The organism is Vibrio sp. 10N.286.48.B8 (assembly GCF_003050085.1).
In the GTDB taxonomy this organism is placed as follows: Bacteria; Pseudomonadota; Gammaproteobacteria; order Enterobacterales; family Vibrionaceae; genus Vibrio; species Vibrio crassostreae.
This window is the reverse complement of the sequence record NZ_PIGD01000016.1, coordinates 22,144-39,704: the sequence shown is the minus strand read 5'-3', so window position 1 is coordinate 39,704 and position 17,561 is coordinate 22,144. Positions and strand designations below refer to the sequence as shown.

14 protein-coding genes are annotated in these 17,561 nt (G+C 44.5%); 9 read left to right on the top strand and 5 right to left on the bottom strand.

Annotated elements, in window-relative coordinates; genetic code table 11:
* Positions 1-9: 9 nt before the first annotated feature.
* Both CWO08_RS17340 and CWO08_RS17335 read right to left on the bottom strand, forming a co-directional pair.
* On the bottom strand, positions 10-1,701 hold the full coding sequence (locus CWO08_RS17340; protein ID WP_102432733.1) for an LruC domain-containing protein: 1,692 nt from the start codon (positions 1,699-1,701) through the stop codon (positions 10-12).
* Positions 1,702-1,711: 10 nt separating this feature from the next.
* On the bottom strand, positions 1,712-2,239 hold the full coding sequence (locus CWO08_RS17335; RefSeq protein WP_102432732.1) for a hypothetical protein: 528 nt from the start codon (positions 2,237-2,239) through the stop codon (positions 1,712-1,714).
* A 471-nt stretch (positions 2,240-2,710) separates the two neighbouring features.
* Here CWO08_RS17335 and CWO08_RS17330 point away from each other — a divergent pair, with 471 nt between their 5' ends.
* The 4 genes from CWO08_RS17330 (at position 2,711) to CWO08_RS17315 (ending at position 5,321) form a co-directional block, all read left to right on the top strand.
* On the top strand, positions 2,711-3,067 hold the full coding sequence (locus CWO08_RS17330) for an antibiotic biosynthesis monooxygenase (RefSeq protein ID WP_102478488.1): 357 nt from the start codon (positions 2,711-2,713) through the stop codon (positions 3,065-3,067).
* 15 nt (positions 3,068-3,082) lie between these two features.
* On the top strand, positions 3,083-3,778 hold the full coding sequence (locus tag CWO08_RS17325) for a hypothetical protein (RefSeq protein WP_102478487.1): 696 nt from the start codon (positions 3,083-3,085) through the stop codon (positions 3,776-3,778).
* 431 nt (positions 3,779-4,209) lie between these two features.
* Positions 4,210-4,887, top strand: coding sequence for a transcriptional regulator (locus CWO08_RS17320; RefSeq protein WP_371957602.1), 678 nt, complete (start codon positions 4,210-4,212; stop codon positions 4,885-4,887).
* Positions 4,884-5,321 carry a hypothetical protein gene (locus CWO08_RS17315; RefSeq protein ID WP_107899262.1) on the top strand — a complete coding sequence of 146 codons (438 nt, stop codon included), beginning with the start codon at positions 4,884-4,886 and terminating at the stop codon, positions 5,319-5,321. The genes CWO08_RS17320 and CWO08_RS17315 overlap by 4 nt, the downstream gene beginning before the upstream one ends.
* Before the next feature lie 33 nt (positions 5,322-5,354).
* Here CWO08_RS17315 and CWO08_RS17310 read toward each other — a convergent pair whose 3' ends face one another.
* The 3 genes from CWO08_RS17310 to CWO08_RS17300 all read right to left on the bottom strand — a co-directional run bounded on the left by CWO08_RS17310 (position 5,355) and on the right by CWO08_RS17300 (position 8,463).
* The gene (locus CWO08_RS17310) at positions 5,355-5,804 is read right to left on the bottom strand and encodes a TerB family tellurite resistance protein (RefSeq protein ID WP_048609171.1); all 450 of its coding nucleotides are present in this window, start codon (positions 5,802-5,804) and stop codon (positions 5,355-5,357) included.
* Positions 5,805-5,955: 151 nt separating this feature from the next.
* Positions 5,956-7,983 (bottom strand): hypothetical protein, encoded by a 2,028-nt coding sequence (locus tag CWO08_RS17305; RefSeq protein WP_108020836.1) that lies wholly within the window; start codon positions 7,981-7,983, stop codon positions 5,956-5,958.
* Between the two features lie 24 nt (positions 7,984-8,007).
* Complete coding sequence (locus CWO08_RS17300; protein ID WP_102432727.1) at positions 8,008-8,463, bottom strand: hypothetical protein; 456 nt, start codon at positions 8,461-8,463, stop codon at positions 8,008-8,010.
* Between the two features lie 81 nt (positions 8,464-8,544).
* Here CWO08_RS17300 and CWO08_RS17295 point away from each other — a divergent pair, with 81 nt between their 5' ends.
* The 5 genes from CWO08_RS17295 to CWO08_RS17275 all read left to right on the top strand — a co-directional run bounded on the left by CWO08_RS17295 (position 8,545) and on the right by CWO08_RS17275 (position 17,504).
* Positions 8,545-9,858 (top strand): MipA/OmpV family protein, encoded by a 1,314-nt coding sequence (locus CWO08_RS17295; RefSeq protein WP_048664816.1) that lies wholly within the window; start codon positions 8,545-8,547, stop codon positions 9,856-9,858.
* Positions 9,859-10,256: 398 nt separating this feature from the next.
* Positions 10,257-11,303, top strand: coding sequence for an alcohol dehydrogenase catalytic domain-containing protein (locus CWO08_RS17290; RefSeq protein WP_107899264.1), 1,047 nt, complete (start codon positions 10,257-10,259; stop codon positions 11,301-11,303).
* A 22-nt stretch (positions 11,304-11,325) separates the two neighbouring features.
* A complete protein-coding gene (locus CWO08_RS17285) occupies positions 11,326-12,537 on the top strand; it encodes an OFA family MFS transporter (RefSeq protein ID WP_102432457.1) in 1,212 nt (403 codons plus the stop codon).
* Between the two features lie 285 nt (positions 12,538-12,822).
* Entirely contained in the window at positions 12,823-16,866 is a 4,044-nt protein-coding gene (gene hrpA, locus CWO08_RS17280; RefSeq protein WP_108020835.1) for an ATP-dependent RNA helicase HrpA, read from the top strand.
* Between the two features lie 143 nt (positions 16,867-17,009).
* A complete protein-coding gene (locus tag CWO08_RS17275; RefSeq protein WP_017107497.1) occupies positions 17,010-17,504 on the top strand; it encodes an outer membrane beta-barrel protein in 495 nt (164 codons plus the stop codon).
* The last annotated feature ends 57 nt before the right edge of the window (positions 17,505-17,561 follow it).

Below are 17,561 nucleotides of genomic sequence, written 5' to 3'. Positions count from 1 at the left end.
AAATTGTAACTACCACACTTTATTGAGTTCAGGGGATGAGAACCAGTTGTTGTGTTGCTCGCCTCCAGATTGCGCCCAGTTCACGATGTTAGGGTAAGCAGCACACGCATCTTTTCGCTCTAAAGGGTGGGACCAAGATGCAGGTATGTCTAACGCCCAAGGTAAACCGTTACTTGTCTGGTAGTACTCATTGTTATCAACACTTGAATCATCATCACCTTGACCGAACACGCTCGTATTGGCGAGGTCTGTGTGTGGATAGTTCATTAAATGGACTTCTTTATCGCGATTGTTTGCTTTGAATATGAAAGGGTTAAAGCTTTTGCCCGCGAGACTTTCAATCGAACCATCAATGACCAGCGACACACTGTATTCAACGAGATCTCTATTGTCTCCGGATTCAGTATTGTAGAACTCATACCCTGTCGTGTTGGGTAGCATTTCATTAATGCTTTCAATGACCACAAAAACTAACTCTCCAGAGTGTCCATTTTCGGGTGTTAAATTCTCAGTCGAACCATCATAGGTTTTTGTCAATGTGCCTATATTGGATGCCTCTAACCCTGATAATGAAATGGCAAAACTGTTATCTTGCGCAGCTCCTCTAGCAATAGCTTGACCATAGTAGTCGAAGCGTGTGATCTGATTGTTCGCATCAGTGTAAGTACCATAAGCGTAGTGTGTAACGAAGTCATTTAGGTCATAGTCGCCTTCATAAGGCCATAGGTCTTCAAACCCCAAAGTATACCAACCAGAAGTTGGCGTTCGGCTGTAAAACGCGATAGTTGGATCGCTCGGCGCATAATCATGTATATCTGCAATGCCATCTCCATCCGTATCACCGATTTCCGGCCATTCTATTTCTGCAATATCACTGATTAACCCATTTGAGTCGATAGCGGTAACTTGAACCTTCCACAGCTCACCAGCAACAGTTTGGCTAGCGGGCAACGTTGCGTCACTATTGTTGTTTTTACCAACAAATTCATCATCAACATAGAAGCCTTGCCCAACATCGACAAACCAGCGGTAGCTGTAGGTGACAGAATCTGAATCTGGGTCGCTGGGCGTTGGACCTGTAACGCTAACAACAAGATCATGAGTAGCGCCTAGCCCCGTGCTTCTTTCTAAGGTCGGTGTATACGGCGGGTTGTTAGCTATTTCCGTGTAGGTAACGCTGATTAGGCTATAGGAGAGGGTGGTATACCAGCCATCTTTGTTGACATCAATATCTAGGTCGACGTCGACAAGCCCGTCATCAAGGGAAGAGCTAGGCAAATCAAACACCGTCGTTGACCAGTTTTCATTCGTCCCTTGCAAAAAGCCTGGCGTTAGCATTGCTCCGTCGACCGATACACTATCATACTCACCGCTTTCTCCGTGGTGAGCTTCTGAATCGACATCATAAGCGTAAATGGTGAGGGTTGCTGCGGTGATCTGAGAACCACTAGGCACAGCAATATCGTGCTGCCATGAGTAATCTTGATTGTGACGACTGTACTTGCCAAACCCATATTTGTTGTTATTCGGAGCACTGTAGTGTGGAGATGTACTATTGTCGTCGATCTTTTGAGTGACGGTAATCGAGCCGTCGCCATTTATAGTAGAAGAGTTTTCGGAAGCGGCAGAAAAAACGAGTTGAGAAAAAGAGCTGACCGAGAATGTACCAACTAAGATGAGTGACTTTGTTATATTATTCATATCTCTACCCTTAATCTTCATCCAAATAGATGTCACATGAAATCAACAGATTTGATGAAAGTTCATCTAAATCGTATGTTGACGTGCATTCTAAGTCTCTAACAAGGGCAATTATTGTGATGCTTTGCCAATGACTCGGGATTGAGAACTTATTGGAAAGTTGACCGTCCTTGTTTGAGATGCCTGTGTAGAAAGGGCTAGAGTCAGTCAATGAGTTCGAAGTACTAAATAGTTTGATAATGTGAGAGCCGCGAATGTTTTGTGGTTCGCCGTTGGTCGTGGAAAAACTACTAACGACATCAATCGCCATTTCAAGAGTTTCGACACCACTCCAATCAAAGTTACCCGGCACCACTATATCGCTGAATGAATCAACTGTAGCTATAGGTTCACTTACCGTTGCAATTTCCGGTTCTGGTTCCTCACTTGATGAAGAGCTCCCACCACTGGTGCTGCCTCCGCCGCCACCTCCGCCGCCACAACCAGTTATCACAGCACTTAATGACATCGTTAATATCAAAGGAGTTAATGCTTTCATTTTTAATATCCTTATTTAATGAGTTGCATATTGAGTTAGCAAGTCACGTGCCATGTTTAAATGACTGATTTAACTTGTTTTTTTTTGGGATGCTAGATGTGTCTAGTCAGAAAGCTACCTCATTTTTAAAAAGAGAATCAATTTGACCGAATAGCACCATATAGCGAAAGGGTTAGGCAAGGGAGCTGCCCATTTTGAGAATTGGCCTCGAAAATTACTTTAAATGTCGGGTAGTTAGCTCTGGGACTGACTTGAATTGCGTCTTATGTGTCGAAAGGTAGAGAATGGTTATCCAAAAAACCTAATTTCAGCGAGTGGCTTATCAATAGTGAATGGCTACATCGCTTATTTAATGAGTGAATAATATTGGTTTGAAATTTAGCTTTTTAATTAATATTAAATCGCAGGTTGCAGCCTTGATTGGGTAGGGCTAGATGATAGCGTTAGCTCACCCAAAACAAGGAGAATAGGATGAAGCACATTATTAAGTATGGATTGGCACTGGGGACGCTAAGCGTCAGTGCGCTAGTTTCGGCAACCCCCGTTGTATTGATAAACACTTTTTCAGTCGAGCCAGCCCATGAATCCGCAACGTTAGCGTATTGGGAAAGCGCAAGAGACGTATTAGAGCAGCAACCTGGGTACTTATCGACCAAGTTACACCGTTCTTTAAGCTCGGACGCAACTTACCGCTTCATCAATGTCGCTGAATGGGAAAGTAAGAAGCAATTCCATGATGCGATACAGGCGATGAGAAAAGAGTTACCACCTTTAAAAATCGAAGGGGTTTCTGCTGACCCTAACTTGTATGAAATTGTTCGCGACTAATTAGGAAACCACATAATGAAAACAACGCTAGGAACCTTTTTAGCTATTTTTAGCTTTCTATTTTCAGCCCTTCTATTTTCTAGTTATAGCCATGCTGCGGCATACGGTGTTTCAGTAGCTTGGAAAACCGATGACGCTCAAGCGGTATTTGAGGCAATGCCGCATCAGAAAAAAGCATTTGCTAACTTAATTGATGCGGGCTTAGTCCACGACATGTTCGTATCTGAAAGCTTTATCGGAGATAAGAAATTTCCGATCATCAAGTTTGTGATTGAAGCGGATAGCGAACAGCACGTTCGAGAGTTGATTGGTAACTTACCATTCCAATTTAAAGATCTTGTAGAGGTGACTGAAATTAGAGACATCGGTAATAAGTGGTTAAACACTGAAGTCGCTTTCAAAAACTACGCAGTTGAACTCGCTTGGAAAGAGCCAGAGAATCAATTCATTGTCGACGAGATTATTAGCCAAGATTTACAAATGGTTGTCGATTGGAGCGCTCAAGGCGTGATTACTTCTGCTTATTTAAAACATCAAGAAATAGCACAAGAGAAACCAAACCAAAAAGCGATGATTAGGCCAATCTACTCAATGGCAATATTGGCTAAAAACGAAGCACAAGCACGCGAAGTTGCCAATCAGTTGAATGCGGTAAAGCTAGGCTTTGCTGAAGTCATGGTCAGTGAACTGGGCTTTAAACTAGATCTATAGAAAATAAGAATTATAAAAAATGAGAGACGTAGAAACGAGCGTTATAGATATCATTCGATGTAACTTCGTTTCCATAGGCCTGGTTAGTTGAACTAAGAGTTAGGCCTCGTACTAAGGTGAGTGAGTCTGCATGACTGACTCACCTTATCGTTGTTTTTCTTGTTACTTGCTGAACTTATATTTGGCTTAATTATTGGCTAAACTTATCACCATTCTTTTCTATGTATGGTTTGGCATTAGCTCGACCAAACCAACACTTTTTTGATGACCTTTTTATTTATGAACACCTCGCCGAAATGAACGCCAGTAGCCCTGAAAAAATCATCTTAGACGCTTCGGGTATCGAGTTGGTTAACAACACACTCATTGATTCGAACTTGGACGAGCGGGTGACTTTGTCTCCCTCAGAAGCCTTGATTCTTGAGTTCCTAGTGAAGAACACCCCCAAAGCAGTGGGTCGCGACTTTTTGCTTGAGCATTGTTGGCCGGGCAGGGTGGTGACAGGCAGTTCGCTTAATGTCGCGGTGAAGAATCTTCGTACAGCATTAAGTTCACTTAAGTGTGACTGCAAAATCCTAACGGTGCAAAAGGAAGGGTACAGCTTTAGCCGACCTCAACAGCTCGGTGGTTACCTATTAACACCCACTTCAGCTATTCAAGTTGAAGTGATTGACGAAACCTCTGCTTCAAAGAGCTCGAGTACTGAACGCGGCAACAATGAACATAAGCCTGTCTTAACGAAGCAACCGGACTCTTATAAACAACGTCAGGTGCAGTACTTTATCGCGCGTCATCGCTCTCGTATCGCAGGAATATTAGTCAGCGCGTTTCTTCTTATGCTGTTTTATCAATTTGCTTTTTTTATGGATAAGACCAGCTATCGCGGGATGGATGTTTATCACGACAGTTTGAATTTTGATCAAGAACTGTTAACCGAGCTGAATCGCGTGTCAGAACTCGGTGTTGATTCTCTTTACTTACATCGCATTGGCGTTGGATGTCAGAACATTCAAGCCGTTGCTTTGATAAACGGGCGTTGGAAAGAGATGAGCCATCAGTTTAAATCGCTCTCATGTGATGAAGACGATGAGCGAGGACAATCGATATGAATCGTAAGTTCTGGATGCCCATCTTATTAACGTTTTTTGTGATTCTAAATGTAGGTTTAATCTCTGGGATCGTAACCAAAAGTACCTATAAATTCTCAGCAGAGTATCCAATGGTAGGTTGGGAAAAAATCTCACTGCGATTGGAAAATGGTCGAGTTAAAATGCAGTACATTGGATACGACATCGATGGGAATGTTGTTCAAACCAAGCAGATGTTTGGTGTGTTCTTACGCTGGGGGAATCACTACTACCTTTACCAATTGGACCAAGACCAAGCCCAAGATGAACAGGTTTTCAATATCAAGCACTTATATATTCAACAAACACAAGGCAAGCGTAGCGTGTTGGTATCAAATCAGCGCGGCCTTTATGTGACTAAAAAGGGCACGCCGTTAGAGCTCAAAGGCATCATGCATGGCGATCGATTACGCTAATACAGAGGCTTAACGTGAGTAGAGAACGCTTGATTAGCTTTTACCGAGGACGTTCAACTTAGTCTTGATAAAGTCACTGTGGTCAACGTAGAGCAGTTCTGCTGTTTTACGGATCACAGAGTCTTCGATAGGGTCAATTTCCCCGTCGGCGTGCGCCACTTCCCACATCGCTTTGATTAAATCGATTCTCACTGGTTGAGAAAGATCTCTAAGTTGAGATGTAAAGTCATACAGCGATACTGATTGCTCTACTTTCGGCTCTGCTTGCGCTAGCAGCACCTTCGCTTGTTCTTCATCTAAATCCAGCAAGCGTTGAAGAAGCTGTAGCTTAGCGACTCTTTCTGATTCATTGATCTGATGGTCGGCTCCCGCGACTTCACACAACAAACTCGCGATGGCGATGTTAGGTGATGTGCCTTGGTTTTTGCTTAGGTCCTGGCCTTCAATCAATTGTTTAAACATTGATGTGAGAGAATTGAACATAACGAGCTCCAGTTAAAATTTGTATCGGGTTCCGTAACGCTGATAGCTAAAACTACAAGTATAACTATAACTATTGGGTCTACAGAGTGTGATCGCAAGCGTCTTTACTAAAAACTGACATTACGGATACGCGAGCGATAAGGAGCACTTCCTAGTCCGGTTTTGGAAAGCGGGTGACCTTGCCATCGCCACTGAGTGTCGTGATCGATTGCGGTTTCCCATCGGTATCTAGCCTCAATTCACCAATCGCACTGCGGTTTGAAAGGCGATAGAAGGTCTGATTGTCAGGGCTTCGCTTTTCGATCTTCAAGCGTTTACGCTTAGTGAAGTAGTTCAAAATTGAGCGAGGGCTGTACAACAGACGGTCCCATACATCGCAGAATTTAAGCAGCGGAGCAGGGAACTGGTTTTTAATGCCACTACAGGTAATCTGATAGATGTTCGGGCTGTTGCGACGATACCTAAGCTTGATGTCATAAGCAAAGGAGTAGTGAACATCGCCAGAAAGCACCACGAAGTTGGTCGGTGTTTTGGTATGGGTAAAGATGCTGATCAGCGTATTCGCACTGCCCGGGTGTGCCATCCAGTTTTCAGCGTCAATCACTAATGGCTTGCCGATTGTGGTCGCCATCTTTTGCAGTGTTTCAATAAACTTCACGCCAAACATCGGTGCAGCAGAAACGATCACCACTTTATCTTGATTCATTAACTGATGCTGAAACTCAATCAAGGCTTCCCAGTCCATTAAACCTGAAGGCTTATTCATGCGTGACTCTGAACGCCAACGGCGGGTTCGAGTATCTAACACAATGACTTTAGGTGAGGTATCTATTGTGTAATGCCACTCTTCAAAGCGATTCAGCATCTCAATGAAGGCTTGATGCTTGTCTGGCTCGATTTTGCCAACAGAGTGAGTAGTCGCAGGATTACCGGCTTCATTATGCGTTTGTTCAGTAATGCGCGGATGATCGACAAAAAGCTGTTTTGCTTGCTCGATGAACGCTTCGTCGAAGCTCTCAGGCTTGTTACCCCAACCCTGACACATCCAGTAGGCGGCAAGGCCATTACCAATCACTTGAGTGGCGAACTGATTTTGGTCGACGGCGTATTCCCAACCCACTGTAAGGTTCCAATCATCAGTAACATCGTGATCGTCGAAGATCATGTATGTTGGGATATGCGCGAACAGACGTTGTACTTGCGGTAAGCCAGCAATGAAATCATCGATGATGACGCTTTCATCACGCCACTGTTGCTGCTCTGCTGGCGTCAATTGTCGACCAGCCTGCATGAAATTGTTTTCGATTAATCGTTCGCGGTTAATGCGTTGCCACAGTGTTGGAGACCAAACCAACAAGTACATCGCGATAAACTCAGACAGCGTGACCAAGTGGTTTTCACAATCGGTAGAACTAAAAATTGGCATGCCACGATTCGGAAAGAACTTATCGAGCATCGATTCTGAAGCGGTGTGGTGCGGTAAATAGTGATGACGCTGGTATAAGTGATATTCACTGTTATACAGAGCGTCACTGCTGTTGATTTGTTTAATCTGTGAGTCAGTCGGTAAGCTCTCACCAACAAGACCAAGCCGTTGAATCACTTGTTGAATAGCATCAAGCGTTGGGCCTGCCACATGATCGGCGTAGATCTGATCGCCGCTCATCATCAGCATATCGGGTCTTTCTGCAACGGTTTGCTCGGCAATCTTGTTATCGGCTGCGACTAGGCTGTCTTTGCTTGGATGATGCGGGTTACGGCAAGATCCATGAAGAATGTAATCAGCCGAGGTCGATATCTTAAACTCAACGTGAGATTTGCCATTGTAAACAAGGTGAGGGGCGAGCTCTTTTAGTGAACCTGAGTCTGTGTGAATGTCATACTCAAGAAGCGTATTAGTCGGAAACTGACCTTGTAAGCGGATGAGTGTCACCCACGCATGTGTGCCGACTTGAATCGAATCATGCTCTTCAAGCGAAGAGGTATAAAACGGTTGGTCTTGCTCTACGTTGGACTGGCCGATTTCTTCAACGAGATCTGTTTTGTTAACATACAGCTCAGCCCTGCCTATGAGAGGCGAGCTGGTGGCTAACCAAATTACCACTTCAGTCGCGGTGGTTTTTCTTAAAATGGGTCCGGCGAGTAACAGGGGAAGAGATGATGTCGTAGAGGGTTTCAATACGGTACCTAAAATCGTTAGTGGCTAGTCGTCGTGGTGTTCTATTAATTCGAGCTTATTCGTTTGAGGCTCACTCGTTTCAGACTCTGTTGTTTCAAGTATTTCGATAACTTCTGAACTAGAAAGTTCATGACCCATTAGAAATATTGCCAATAGAGCATCGGCTTTGGTCTTGGTATCGGAAGTGTCGTCTAACACCTGTTCCAGTTTTTCACGAATCATAGCAATCTCGTGTTCAACAAAACCACGGCCTTCTTCATCCCCTTGATTGTCTTCAGGGGCATTATCGAATTCAAGGAATAGCATGTCGCCGTCTAGGTTGGTATTCACCAAACGTTCGGGTAGCCACGCCTCGCCCATAACAATATCTGGATCGGAATATTTGGGTAAGTGATCTATAATATTTTGTAATTCGGAGACTTTCACAATACTTTCATTTAACCGAGAATATCCTACATTGTAACGGTCAATGCCGAGCAAACCTAAAAATAGTTAGCCATCACGGTTAATAAATGTCTATTCAGTAACACAATATTTATTACAAAGAGTAATTACATAAGAATGAAGCTCAAATATTTACCGACTCTCACTTCATCGGGTGCGATTCTACTTGGTAGCGCGTTCCTAAGCACTAATGTGTGGGCCGCTGAAGAGCAAGAGTGGGGCATTGCAGCAATGTTCCGTACTGCTAGTATCCCTTATGACACGTCAGGTGGTGATAAGACCGTCAGCTCGTTTGTCCCAATGTTGTTCTTTAAAAACGACTATGTGTTCATTGACGGTACTGAAATGGGGGCTTACCTCTACCAAACAGATGACGAAAAATGGTCTTTTAATGCTATTTCTCGCATGCGGTTTATTGATATCCCAGCATCTGAGCAGAACGCGATTGAGGGTGATACAGCTGACTTTGGTGGGCAACTTGCGTACCAGTTGGACGAGCAGTGGGCTGTTGAAACAGAAATCATGAGTGACAGTGAGTTTAACCTCCACGGTAACTTGCGTGCTAAAGCGAAGTATGAAACAGGCGATTGGGAGTTCTACCCAAGTGCGACACTGCGTTATAAAAGTGCTGACTTCAACAGTGAGTATTACTCTGCAGCGAGTGAAAGCATTGGGGCTGGTGTTGACTTAAATGTCGGTGTTGAAGCGCGTTACCATGTAGTTTCAAACTTATACTTATTGGGTTCAACCAGTGTCACTCGATTGGACGATAACGCTTACGATTCGTCGATTGTCGAAGATCGTTATCAAGGTGAACTGTACCTTGGCTTTGGTTTCTTTAACGATAAAGAGAAAGCGCCGAAACCTAAGTTGAGCAATGCGCCGTATTTACGTGTCGCACATGGCTGGGCAACACCGTCGAATATCGGCGACATCATGAAGTTCAACACAGAGAAAGACGAATACAACAACCAACTCACATCGTTCTTTTACGGTCACCCTTTAACGGATGAGATCTTTGGTTTCCCGTTGGATATCTATCTAACGCCGGGTATTGCGCATCACTGGAGTTCAGACGTTCAATCCAGTAGCACGGAATACATCATTGCAATTAAAGCGTACTACACCTTCAACTGGCCAACTCAGTGGCGATTCGGTGTCGCAGAGGGTATGTCTTACATAGATTCGATTACTTATATCGAAGGCTCTGAAATGGATCGTAAGGGCTACACGGCAAGCCACCTGTTAAACTACTTGGACTTCTCATTTGATGTGAACGTCGGTGACCTTATCGGTAAGAATGACCTCAACAATTTATGGTTTGGTTACTCATTACATCACCGCTCGGCGATCTTTGAAAATGCGTCCCAGTTTGGACGTATCAAAGGTGGCAGTAACTACAACACGGTTTACTTCCAATACGAGTTCTAAAGTATTACATCTACTAAAAATGCCGCTCCAAATAGAGCGGCATTTTTTTATCACTAAAGAAAAGAGCTAATCACGATTAGCCACTGATAATTAACTATTCGAAGCTACTTCAACTGAAACCTAATATATGAGTTCATTCTGATTATCTAATATTCTCTGTCTCCTTTTCGGATTTTACTACTATTTGATTATTTAACCTTCTTTCATTATTTGTTAACTTTTTTATATTATTTACAATGACTTATATTATATTTCCATCCTGGGTCTTTATGGTGTTCTAACTGTGTTTATTGTCTGTTAATCGATTGTTAATCGTCGTGCTGGTCACGTTAATTATTTAATTGCGTCTATATGATGAGCTCGAATTTATATAACAACAACGTCAGCTAGGAAGAATAATGAAAGCATATGTATTTGATGGAAAAGACAGCGCGAAATTGGAAGAACGTCCAATCCCTACAATTGAGAAGCAAAGCGATGTCGTCGTAAGAATCGAGAAAACCACAATTTGTGGTACGGATTTACATATATTAAGAAATAACGTTGCGACATTTAAGCCAGGCACAATCATGGGCCATGAAGGGGTTGGTATAGTCGAAGAATGCGGTGAGTTGGTGAGTAAGTTTAAGCCAGGCGATCGCGTGATCGTGTCATGTATTACTTCATGTGGTAGCTGCAAAATGTGTCAAGTGTCTAAATTTGGTCAATGTTTAGATGGTGGCTGGCTACTTGGTAATGAAATTGATGGCTGCCAAGCGGAATACGTTCGAGTTCCTTATGGCGATACAAGTCTGCACCTTGTTCCTGATGACATCGATACAGACTCTCTGGTTCTATTGAGCGATATTTTCCCAACGGGTTACGAAGTGGGTGTATTGGATGGTCAGGTTCAGCCGGGTTGCTCTGTTGCCGTTATTGGTTGTGGTCCCGTTGGCCTTGCAGCTCTGATGACCTCTAAGTTCTTCACTCCAAGCGAAATCTATGCAATTGATACTAACCCTCATCGACTGCAAGTGGCTAAAGAGCTAGGTGCAACTCATGCGATCGATAACTCAGATGGCAGCGCCGTGCAGCAAATTCTCGACATGACAGATGATGTGGGTGTTGATGTGGTGATTGAAGCTATTGGCATTCCTGCTGGGTGGGATATGTCTCAGAAGTTGGTGTGCCCAGGAGGCAACATTGCAGTGCTTGGTGTTCACGGTAAATCTGCAACGATTAACCTAGAAGACATGTGGAAACGAAACTTCACTATGACAGCTGGCATGGTTCATACCAACACAACACCAATGTTAATCAAGCAAATTAGAGCGGGTTATTTGGAACCTCAAAAACTGATTAGTCACCAGTTCAATTTAACAGAGTCAGAAGAAGCTTATTCGACCTTTATCCATGCTTCAGACCACAAGTCGTTGAAAGTCATCATTTCTAACGATTGTTCATAAACAGCGAATTGTTGAGGTTAGCTTGATTAGTAAACCATTTAAAATACTAGTGATAGGTTTAATCGTGAACCTATCGATCGGTATCCTATATGTATGGGGCGTTTTCAGTGAACCTTTGGCTGAGGCGCTAGGTGTTGATCCTAAGGACGTAGATGGGCCTTACCAGACTTCCGTGTTCGCATTTTCGGTAAGTCTGTTTTTGGCTGGGGTATGGCAAGACAAAATAGGGCCAAGGAAGGTCACAATACTTGGTGTGTTTCTTGTCGGGGCGGGGCTTTTAGCGTCCGGTTATGCCTCAACATTAGCGGAATTGCAGGTTACATTCGGGTGTATGGTTGGTGCTGGGATGGGCTTTGCCTATGCCTGTATTGGCCCATGTACCATGAAGTGGTGGCCAGAGAATAGAAAGGGGCTGGTTAGTGGTTTAACCGCTGGTGGGTTTGCGATGGCGGCACTGTATTTAGCTCCGTTATCGACCGTTCTCATCGAACACTATGGCATCTTAGATACGTTCAAGATCCTCGGTGTCGGTCTACTCTTCATGATCCCGATGGCCTCTCTGCTGGTGAACCCACCCAAAGGATATGTTTCAGAAGTTCCCGGAGGAAAGGCTGCGGAATATGGATCAGACATAAACATCCAGTGGCTGGATATGCTTAAAACACCACAATTTTACCAGATATGGTTAATGTTCATGGTGTCATCAGCAGCAGGTATCATGCTCATCGGTTCCATTGGCAACGTCAGTAAATCAATAGGCTTAACCGCTGAAGAAATTGCGTTAGGTATCATTTTATTAGCGATTTTTAATACCGCAGGGCGAGTCATTGGCGGCGTTGTATTCGACAGGATAGGGCGCGTTCATACACTAGGCTTAATATTCATGTTGCAAGCGGTCAATATGGTGTTTTTTACAACCATTGAAACCACGATTCCTCTAATGATCGGGATCTCCGCAGGCGCCATGTCTTATGGTGCGTTATTCGGTGTTTTCCCTCCAGTAACAGCGGTGGATTATGGTTTGAAGACGTACGGAACCAACTTTGGAATACTCTATTCAGCATGGGGTGTGTCAGGGTTCTTCGGAGGAATACTCGCCTCGGTAGCGGGGACGGCTGAAAACACCTATTTGGCTTACGCTGCGCTATTGGTTTCAATTACTGTAATGAATTACTTAATGAAACCCGTTGATAAGTCTGTTTTATTAAAAGACGAAGTTAATCTGGAATACTAAACACGAGACAAGTGAAGCTCTTATTGCTTTCAGAGTCTCTACCAATAACGTGTTTCTACCTAATGTTGGCTTGGGCAATCTAAGCCAATATTTTTTAATCGAATCACCAACTGCCTACCAATAATGAGCTTCAGTTTTTAGTGTAACAATTGAACACGTTAGTTTGCATTACTCCTGTTTCAGCAGGTGCTTAGGCAGCTAATATTCCTTGCTTTGTGTTAACTCGTTCCTTTCCTTTATGCTACAATCGCGCGAGTTTATATAAGAGAAAGAATAGGACACGCTGTGACTTCGTCTCCGGAAAAAGCAGATAAAAATAACCATGTAGCGAATACCAACGCGACATCGGACTCTGCTGCTGATCAAGCTAATCAAACAAAGCAAAACAACAAACAACAAGCACCTAAAGCTAGCGCATCTCAAAATAGCCCAGCCTCTCTTCGTAAGGCCTTAAATGAGTGCATGATGCGCGATCGCTTCCGTTTGAGTAAGCGAATTGCTGGTGCGAGTAAAATTAAGAACGAACAAGCTAAGCACGCTGTCTTTGATGAGATTGCGTTAGACATTGCTAAGTCAATGATGACGGCAACTCAGCGTGCTGCGCAAAAACCAACGATTGAATACCCAGAGATTCTCCCTGTTAGCCAAAAACGCGACGACATCGCGAAAGCCATTGCTGAAAACCAAGTGGTTATCGTGGCGGGTGAAACGGGTTCGGGTAAAACCACTCAGCTACCAAAAATCTGTTCTGAGCTTGGCCGCGGCCGCTTTGGCCTAATTGGTCACACTCAGCCTCGTCGTCTTGCTGCACGTTCGGTTGCGAACCGTATTGCTGAAGAGATGGAAACGCAGCTAGGTGAGTTTGTTGGTTATAAGGTTCGATTCAACGACCAGATTTCTGACAACACACAGATCAAATTGATGACCGACGGTATTCTACTGGCGGAGATTCAACACGACCGTTTTTTAAACCAGTACGACACCATCATCATCGATGAAGCGCACGAACGTAGCCTGAACATCGATTTCATCATGGGTTACCTGAAAGAGTTGCTACCAAAGCGTCCTGATCTGAAAGTGATCATCACGTCGGCAACCATCGATCCAGAGCGTTTCTCTAAGCACTTCAATAATGCGCCAATCATTGAAGTGTCTGGCCGTACTTACCCAGTAGACACGCGTTACCGCCCGTTAGGTGGTGATGAAAGTGATTCAGATCGCGACCAAATTGAAGGCATCTTTGAAGCGGTTGATGAACTGTGTGATGAAGGGCTTGGCGATATCTTGATCTTCATGAACGGTGAGCGAGAGATTCGTGATACCGCAGATGCATTAAGTAAACGTAACCTACGTGATACTGAGATTGTTCCGCTATACGCTCGTCTGTCGGCGGGAGAGCAGAACCGAATCTTCCAGTCTCACACGGGACGACGCATTGTTCTGGCAACCAACGTGGCAGAAACCTCATTAACCGTTCCGGGCATCAAGTATGTTATCGACCCGGGTACGGCGCGTATTAGCCGTTACAGCTACCGCACCAAAGTACAGCGTCTGCCGATTGAGCCCGTGTCTCAAGCGAGTGCAAATCAGCGTAAAGGTCGTTGTGGTCGTGTTGCGGAAGGTATCTGTATTCGCTTGTATTCGGAGGAAGATTTCGAATCACGCCCAGAGTTTACTGACCCAGAGATCCTTCGTACTAACCTAGCATCGGTTATCCTTCAGATGACAGCGCTAGGCCTCGGCGACATTCAAGCGTTCCCATTTGTTGAAGCGCCCGATAAGCGCAACATTCAAGATGGTGTAAGGCTGCTTGAAGAGCTTGGTGCGATCGCGACTGTTGAACCGTCAGCCAACAAAAACAAGAACCAAGGCGATGACAAGAAGAAGCTCACCGCGATTGGCCGTAAGCTAGCAAAACTGCCTATCGATCCACGTTTAGCGCGTATGGTGATTGAAGCGCCACGTAACCGATGCCTACACGAAGTGATGGTGATTGCGTCTGCGTTGTCGATTCAAGATCCGCGTGAGCGCCCGTCAGACAAGCAACAATCGTCTGATGACAAGCACAAACGTTTCTTCGATAAAGAGTCTGATTTCATTACGTTTGTGAACCTATGGGATTACATCAAGCAGCAGCAAAAAGCGCTGTCGAGTAACCAGTTCCGCAAACAGTGTAAGCAGGATTACCTCAACTATTTACGTATTCGTGAATGGCAAGATGTGTACTTCCAAATTCACCAAGCGATGCGTGAACTTGATACTAAGTTGAATACAGAGCCGGGCAGCTATGATGGCATTCATATCTCGCTACTATCAGGCCTGCTTTCGCACATCGGTATGAAAGACCAAGAGAAGAATGAGTATCAAGGTGCACGTAACGCACGTTTCCATATCTTCCCTGCGTCTGGCCTATTTAAGAAACAGCCTAAATGGATCATGTCTGCTGAGCTGGTGGAAACCTCAAAACTTTGGGGTCGTGTTATCGCCAAGATTCAACCTGAATGGATTGAACCGCTAGCGAAACACCTGATTAAACGTAGCTATAGCGAACCACACTGGTCGAAGAAACAAGCGGCAGTCATGGCACACGAAAAAGTGATGCTTTACGGAATCCCGATTGTTCCTAAACGCCTTGTGAACTACGGTGCAATTGATGCAACTGTCAGCCGTGAGTTGTTTGTACGTAGTGCATTAGTAGAAGGTGAGTGGGAAACCAAACACACCTTCTTCAAGCAAAACCGCAAGCTACTGCAAGAAGTGGAAGAGCTTGAGCATAAATCGCGTCGTCGTGACATCTTGATCGACGATGATGAACTGTTCGATTTCTATGACCAGCGTGTTGGCGAAGAGGCAGTTTCAGGCCGTCACTTCGATACATGGTGGAAGAAGACCAGCCAGAAAACCCCTGAACTGCTGAACTTTGAAAAGTCGATGCTGTTCCGAGGTGATGCTAGCCACGTTACTGACTTGGATTACCCGAACTTCTGGCACCAAAACGGTATCAAGCTCAAGCTGAGTTACCAATTTGAGCCTGGCGATGACAACGATGGTGTAACGGTACACATTCCGCTGCCTATCTTGAACCAGATCGACCAGAACGGATTCGATTGGCAGATCCCAGGACTACGTCAGGAATTGGTGATTAGCCTAATCAAGTCATTACCTAAAACGCTACGCCGTAACTTTGTGCCTGCGCCAAACTACGCCGATGCGTTCTTGGCTCGTGTTACACCGTTAGAAGCGCCGCTGTTAGACTCTCTTGAGAAAGAGCTGCGCCGTATGACAGGTGTTGAAGTGGTCCGTGACGACTGGAAGTTAGACCAGATTCCGGAACACTTAAAGGTAACATTCCGTGCCGTAGATCATCGCAAGCGTAAGCTGAAAGAACAGAAAGATTTGCATGAATTGAAAGAGAGCCTGAAAGATAAGGTTCAAGAAACGCTTTCTAAAGTTGCGGATGACGATATCGAGCAGCAGAATCTGCACACGTGGAGCTTTGGTGAGTTACCAAAAGTCTACCAACAGAAGCGTGGCGGCTACGATGTTAAAGCCTTCCCTGCGCTGGTGGATACCAAAGACAGCGTAGAGATCAAACTGTTCGAAACCGAGCAAGAGCAGATCTCGGCAATGAAATCGGGTCAACGTCGTTTGATCTTATTGAACGTGCCATCGCCGATCAAATACTTGCACTCGAACTTGCCGAACAAATCGAAACTTGGCTTGTACTTCAACCCATACGGACAGGTACTTGATTTAATCGATGACTGTATCGCTTGTGGTATTGATAAGCTGATTGAAGAGAAGGGCGGTTTGGTTTGGGAGCCAGAGCAGTTTGAAGCACTGAAAGAACACGTACGTGCAGAGTTGGGTGATACGGTAGTTGAGATTGCTCAACAGGTTGAAACCATCTTAACCACGGCATTCAGCATCAGTAAGAAGCTAAAAGGCCGTGTTGATCTTTCAATGGCATTCGCACTTTCTGATATAAAAGCTCAGGTAGAAGGTTTGATTTTTAAGGGTTTTGCCACAGAATGTGGATGGAAACGCCTGCCAGATATTCTACGCTATATGAGAGCGATTGAACGTCGCATGGAAAAACTGCCAATTGACCCGAACAAAGATCGTCTTCACATGATCAAAGTTGAGTCAGTAATGAATGATTACAAAGAACTGCTGAATAAAATTCCAAAAGGGATCGCGGTTCCAGAAAATGTAAAAGAGGTGCGTTGGATGATAGAAGAGCTTCGTGTAAGCTTCTTCGCACAGCAGCTCGGTACGCCTTACCCAGTATCAGATAAGCGTGTTAAAAACGCGATTGATGCTTGCTAAAGGAATAAAGCTAGACGCAATAGCAAGGTTTGGGTATAAATCTTGCTTATTGCATTACTAATTGAATAGTTATTACATACAGGGCGACTTGGTGGCAATTTATTACCACTCAAGGCCTGCCACTAGGACGAAAAAGGTCGAATATGAAAAAAACGTTATTGGCACTAGCACTACTAGGTGCATCTTCAACAGCAATGGCTGATTCTTGGTTGTACGGCGGTGTAATGGGTGGTCAAAACTCATTCGCTGGTGAAGATGAAAATGCGGTGGGCATCCACGTAGGTACAGGTATCCTTCCACTAATCGGTGTTGAAGCGGGTTACTGGGATCTAGGTTCTTTCGACAACGTTAGCTACGGCAACCGTGCTAAACAAGGTGTTGACGTAAGCACTGCTTACTTAGCGATCAAACCAAGCATCGACTTCGGTCCTCTTCACGTATACGCGAAGGGTGGTCTTCATTCTTACGAAGTGAAAGGCGATAACTTCAAGCAAGACGACGTTGATATCATGTACGCTGTAGGCGCTGAATACTTCATCTTCGGTCCACTATCTGTAGGCGCTAGCTACCAAAACTTCAAAATGAAAGATGACGACGCAGGCGTTTTCTCTCTAAACGCAACTATCCACCTACTGTAATCAATCAGTAATGCGATCAGTCGTTAAGAGTTCGTAAGAATTCAAAAAAAATGCCAG

Coding starts and splice junctions, on each gene's coding strand:
- CWO08_RS17340 (WP_102432733.1), bottom strand. CDS start 1,701: ATGAATAATATAACAAAGTCACTCATCTTAGTTGGTACATTCTCGGTC.
- CWO08_RS17335 (WP_102432732.1), bottom strand. CDS start 2,239: ATGAAAGCATTAACTCCTTTGATATTAACGATGTCATTAAGTGCTGTG.
- CWO08_RS17330 (WP_102478488.1), top strand. CDS start 2,711: ATGAAGCACATTATTAAGTATGGATTGGCACTGGGGACGCTAAGCGTC.
- CWO08_RS17325 (WP_102478487.1), top strand. CDS start 3,083: ATGAAAACAACGCTAGGAACCTTTTTAGCTATTTTTAGCTTTCTATTT.
- CWO08_RS17315 (WP_107899262.1), top strand. CDS start 4,884: ATGAATCGTAAGTTCTGGATGCCCATCTTATTAACGTTTTTTGTGATT.
- CWO08_RS17310 (WP_048609171.1), bottom strand. CDS start 5,804: ATGTTCAATTCTCTCACATCAATGTTTAAACAATTGATTGAAGGCCAG.
- CWO08_RS17295 (WP_048664816.1), top strand. CDS start 8,545: ATGAAGCTCAAATATTTACCGACTCTCACTTCATCGGGTGCGATTCTA.
- CWO08_RS17290 (WP_107899264.1), top strand. CDS start 10,257: ATGAAAGCATATGTATTTGATGGAAAAGACAGCGCGAAATTGGAAGAA.
- CWO08_RS17275 (WP_017107497.1), top strand. CDS start 17,010: ATGAAAAAAACGTTATTGGCACTAGCACTACTAGGTGCATCTTCAACA.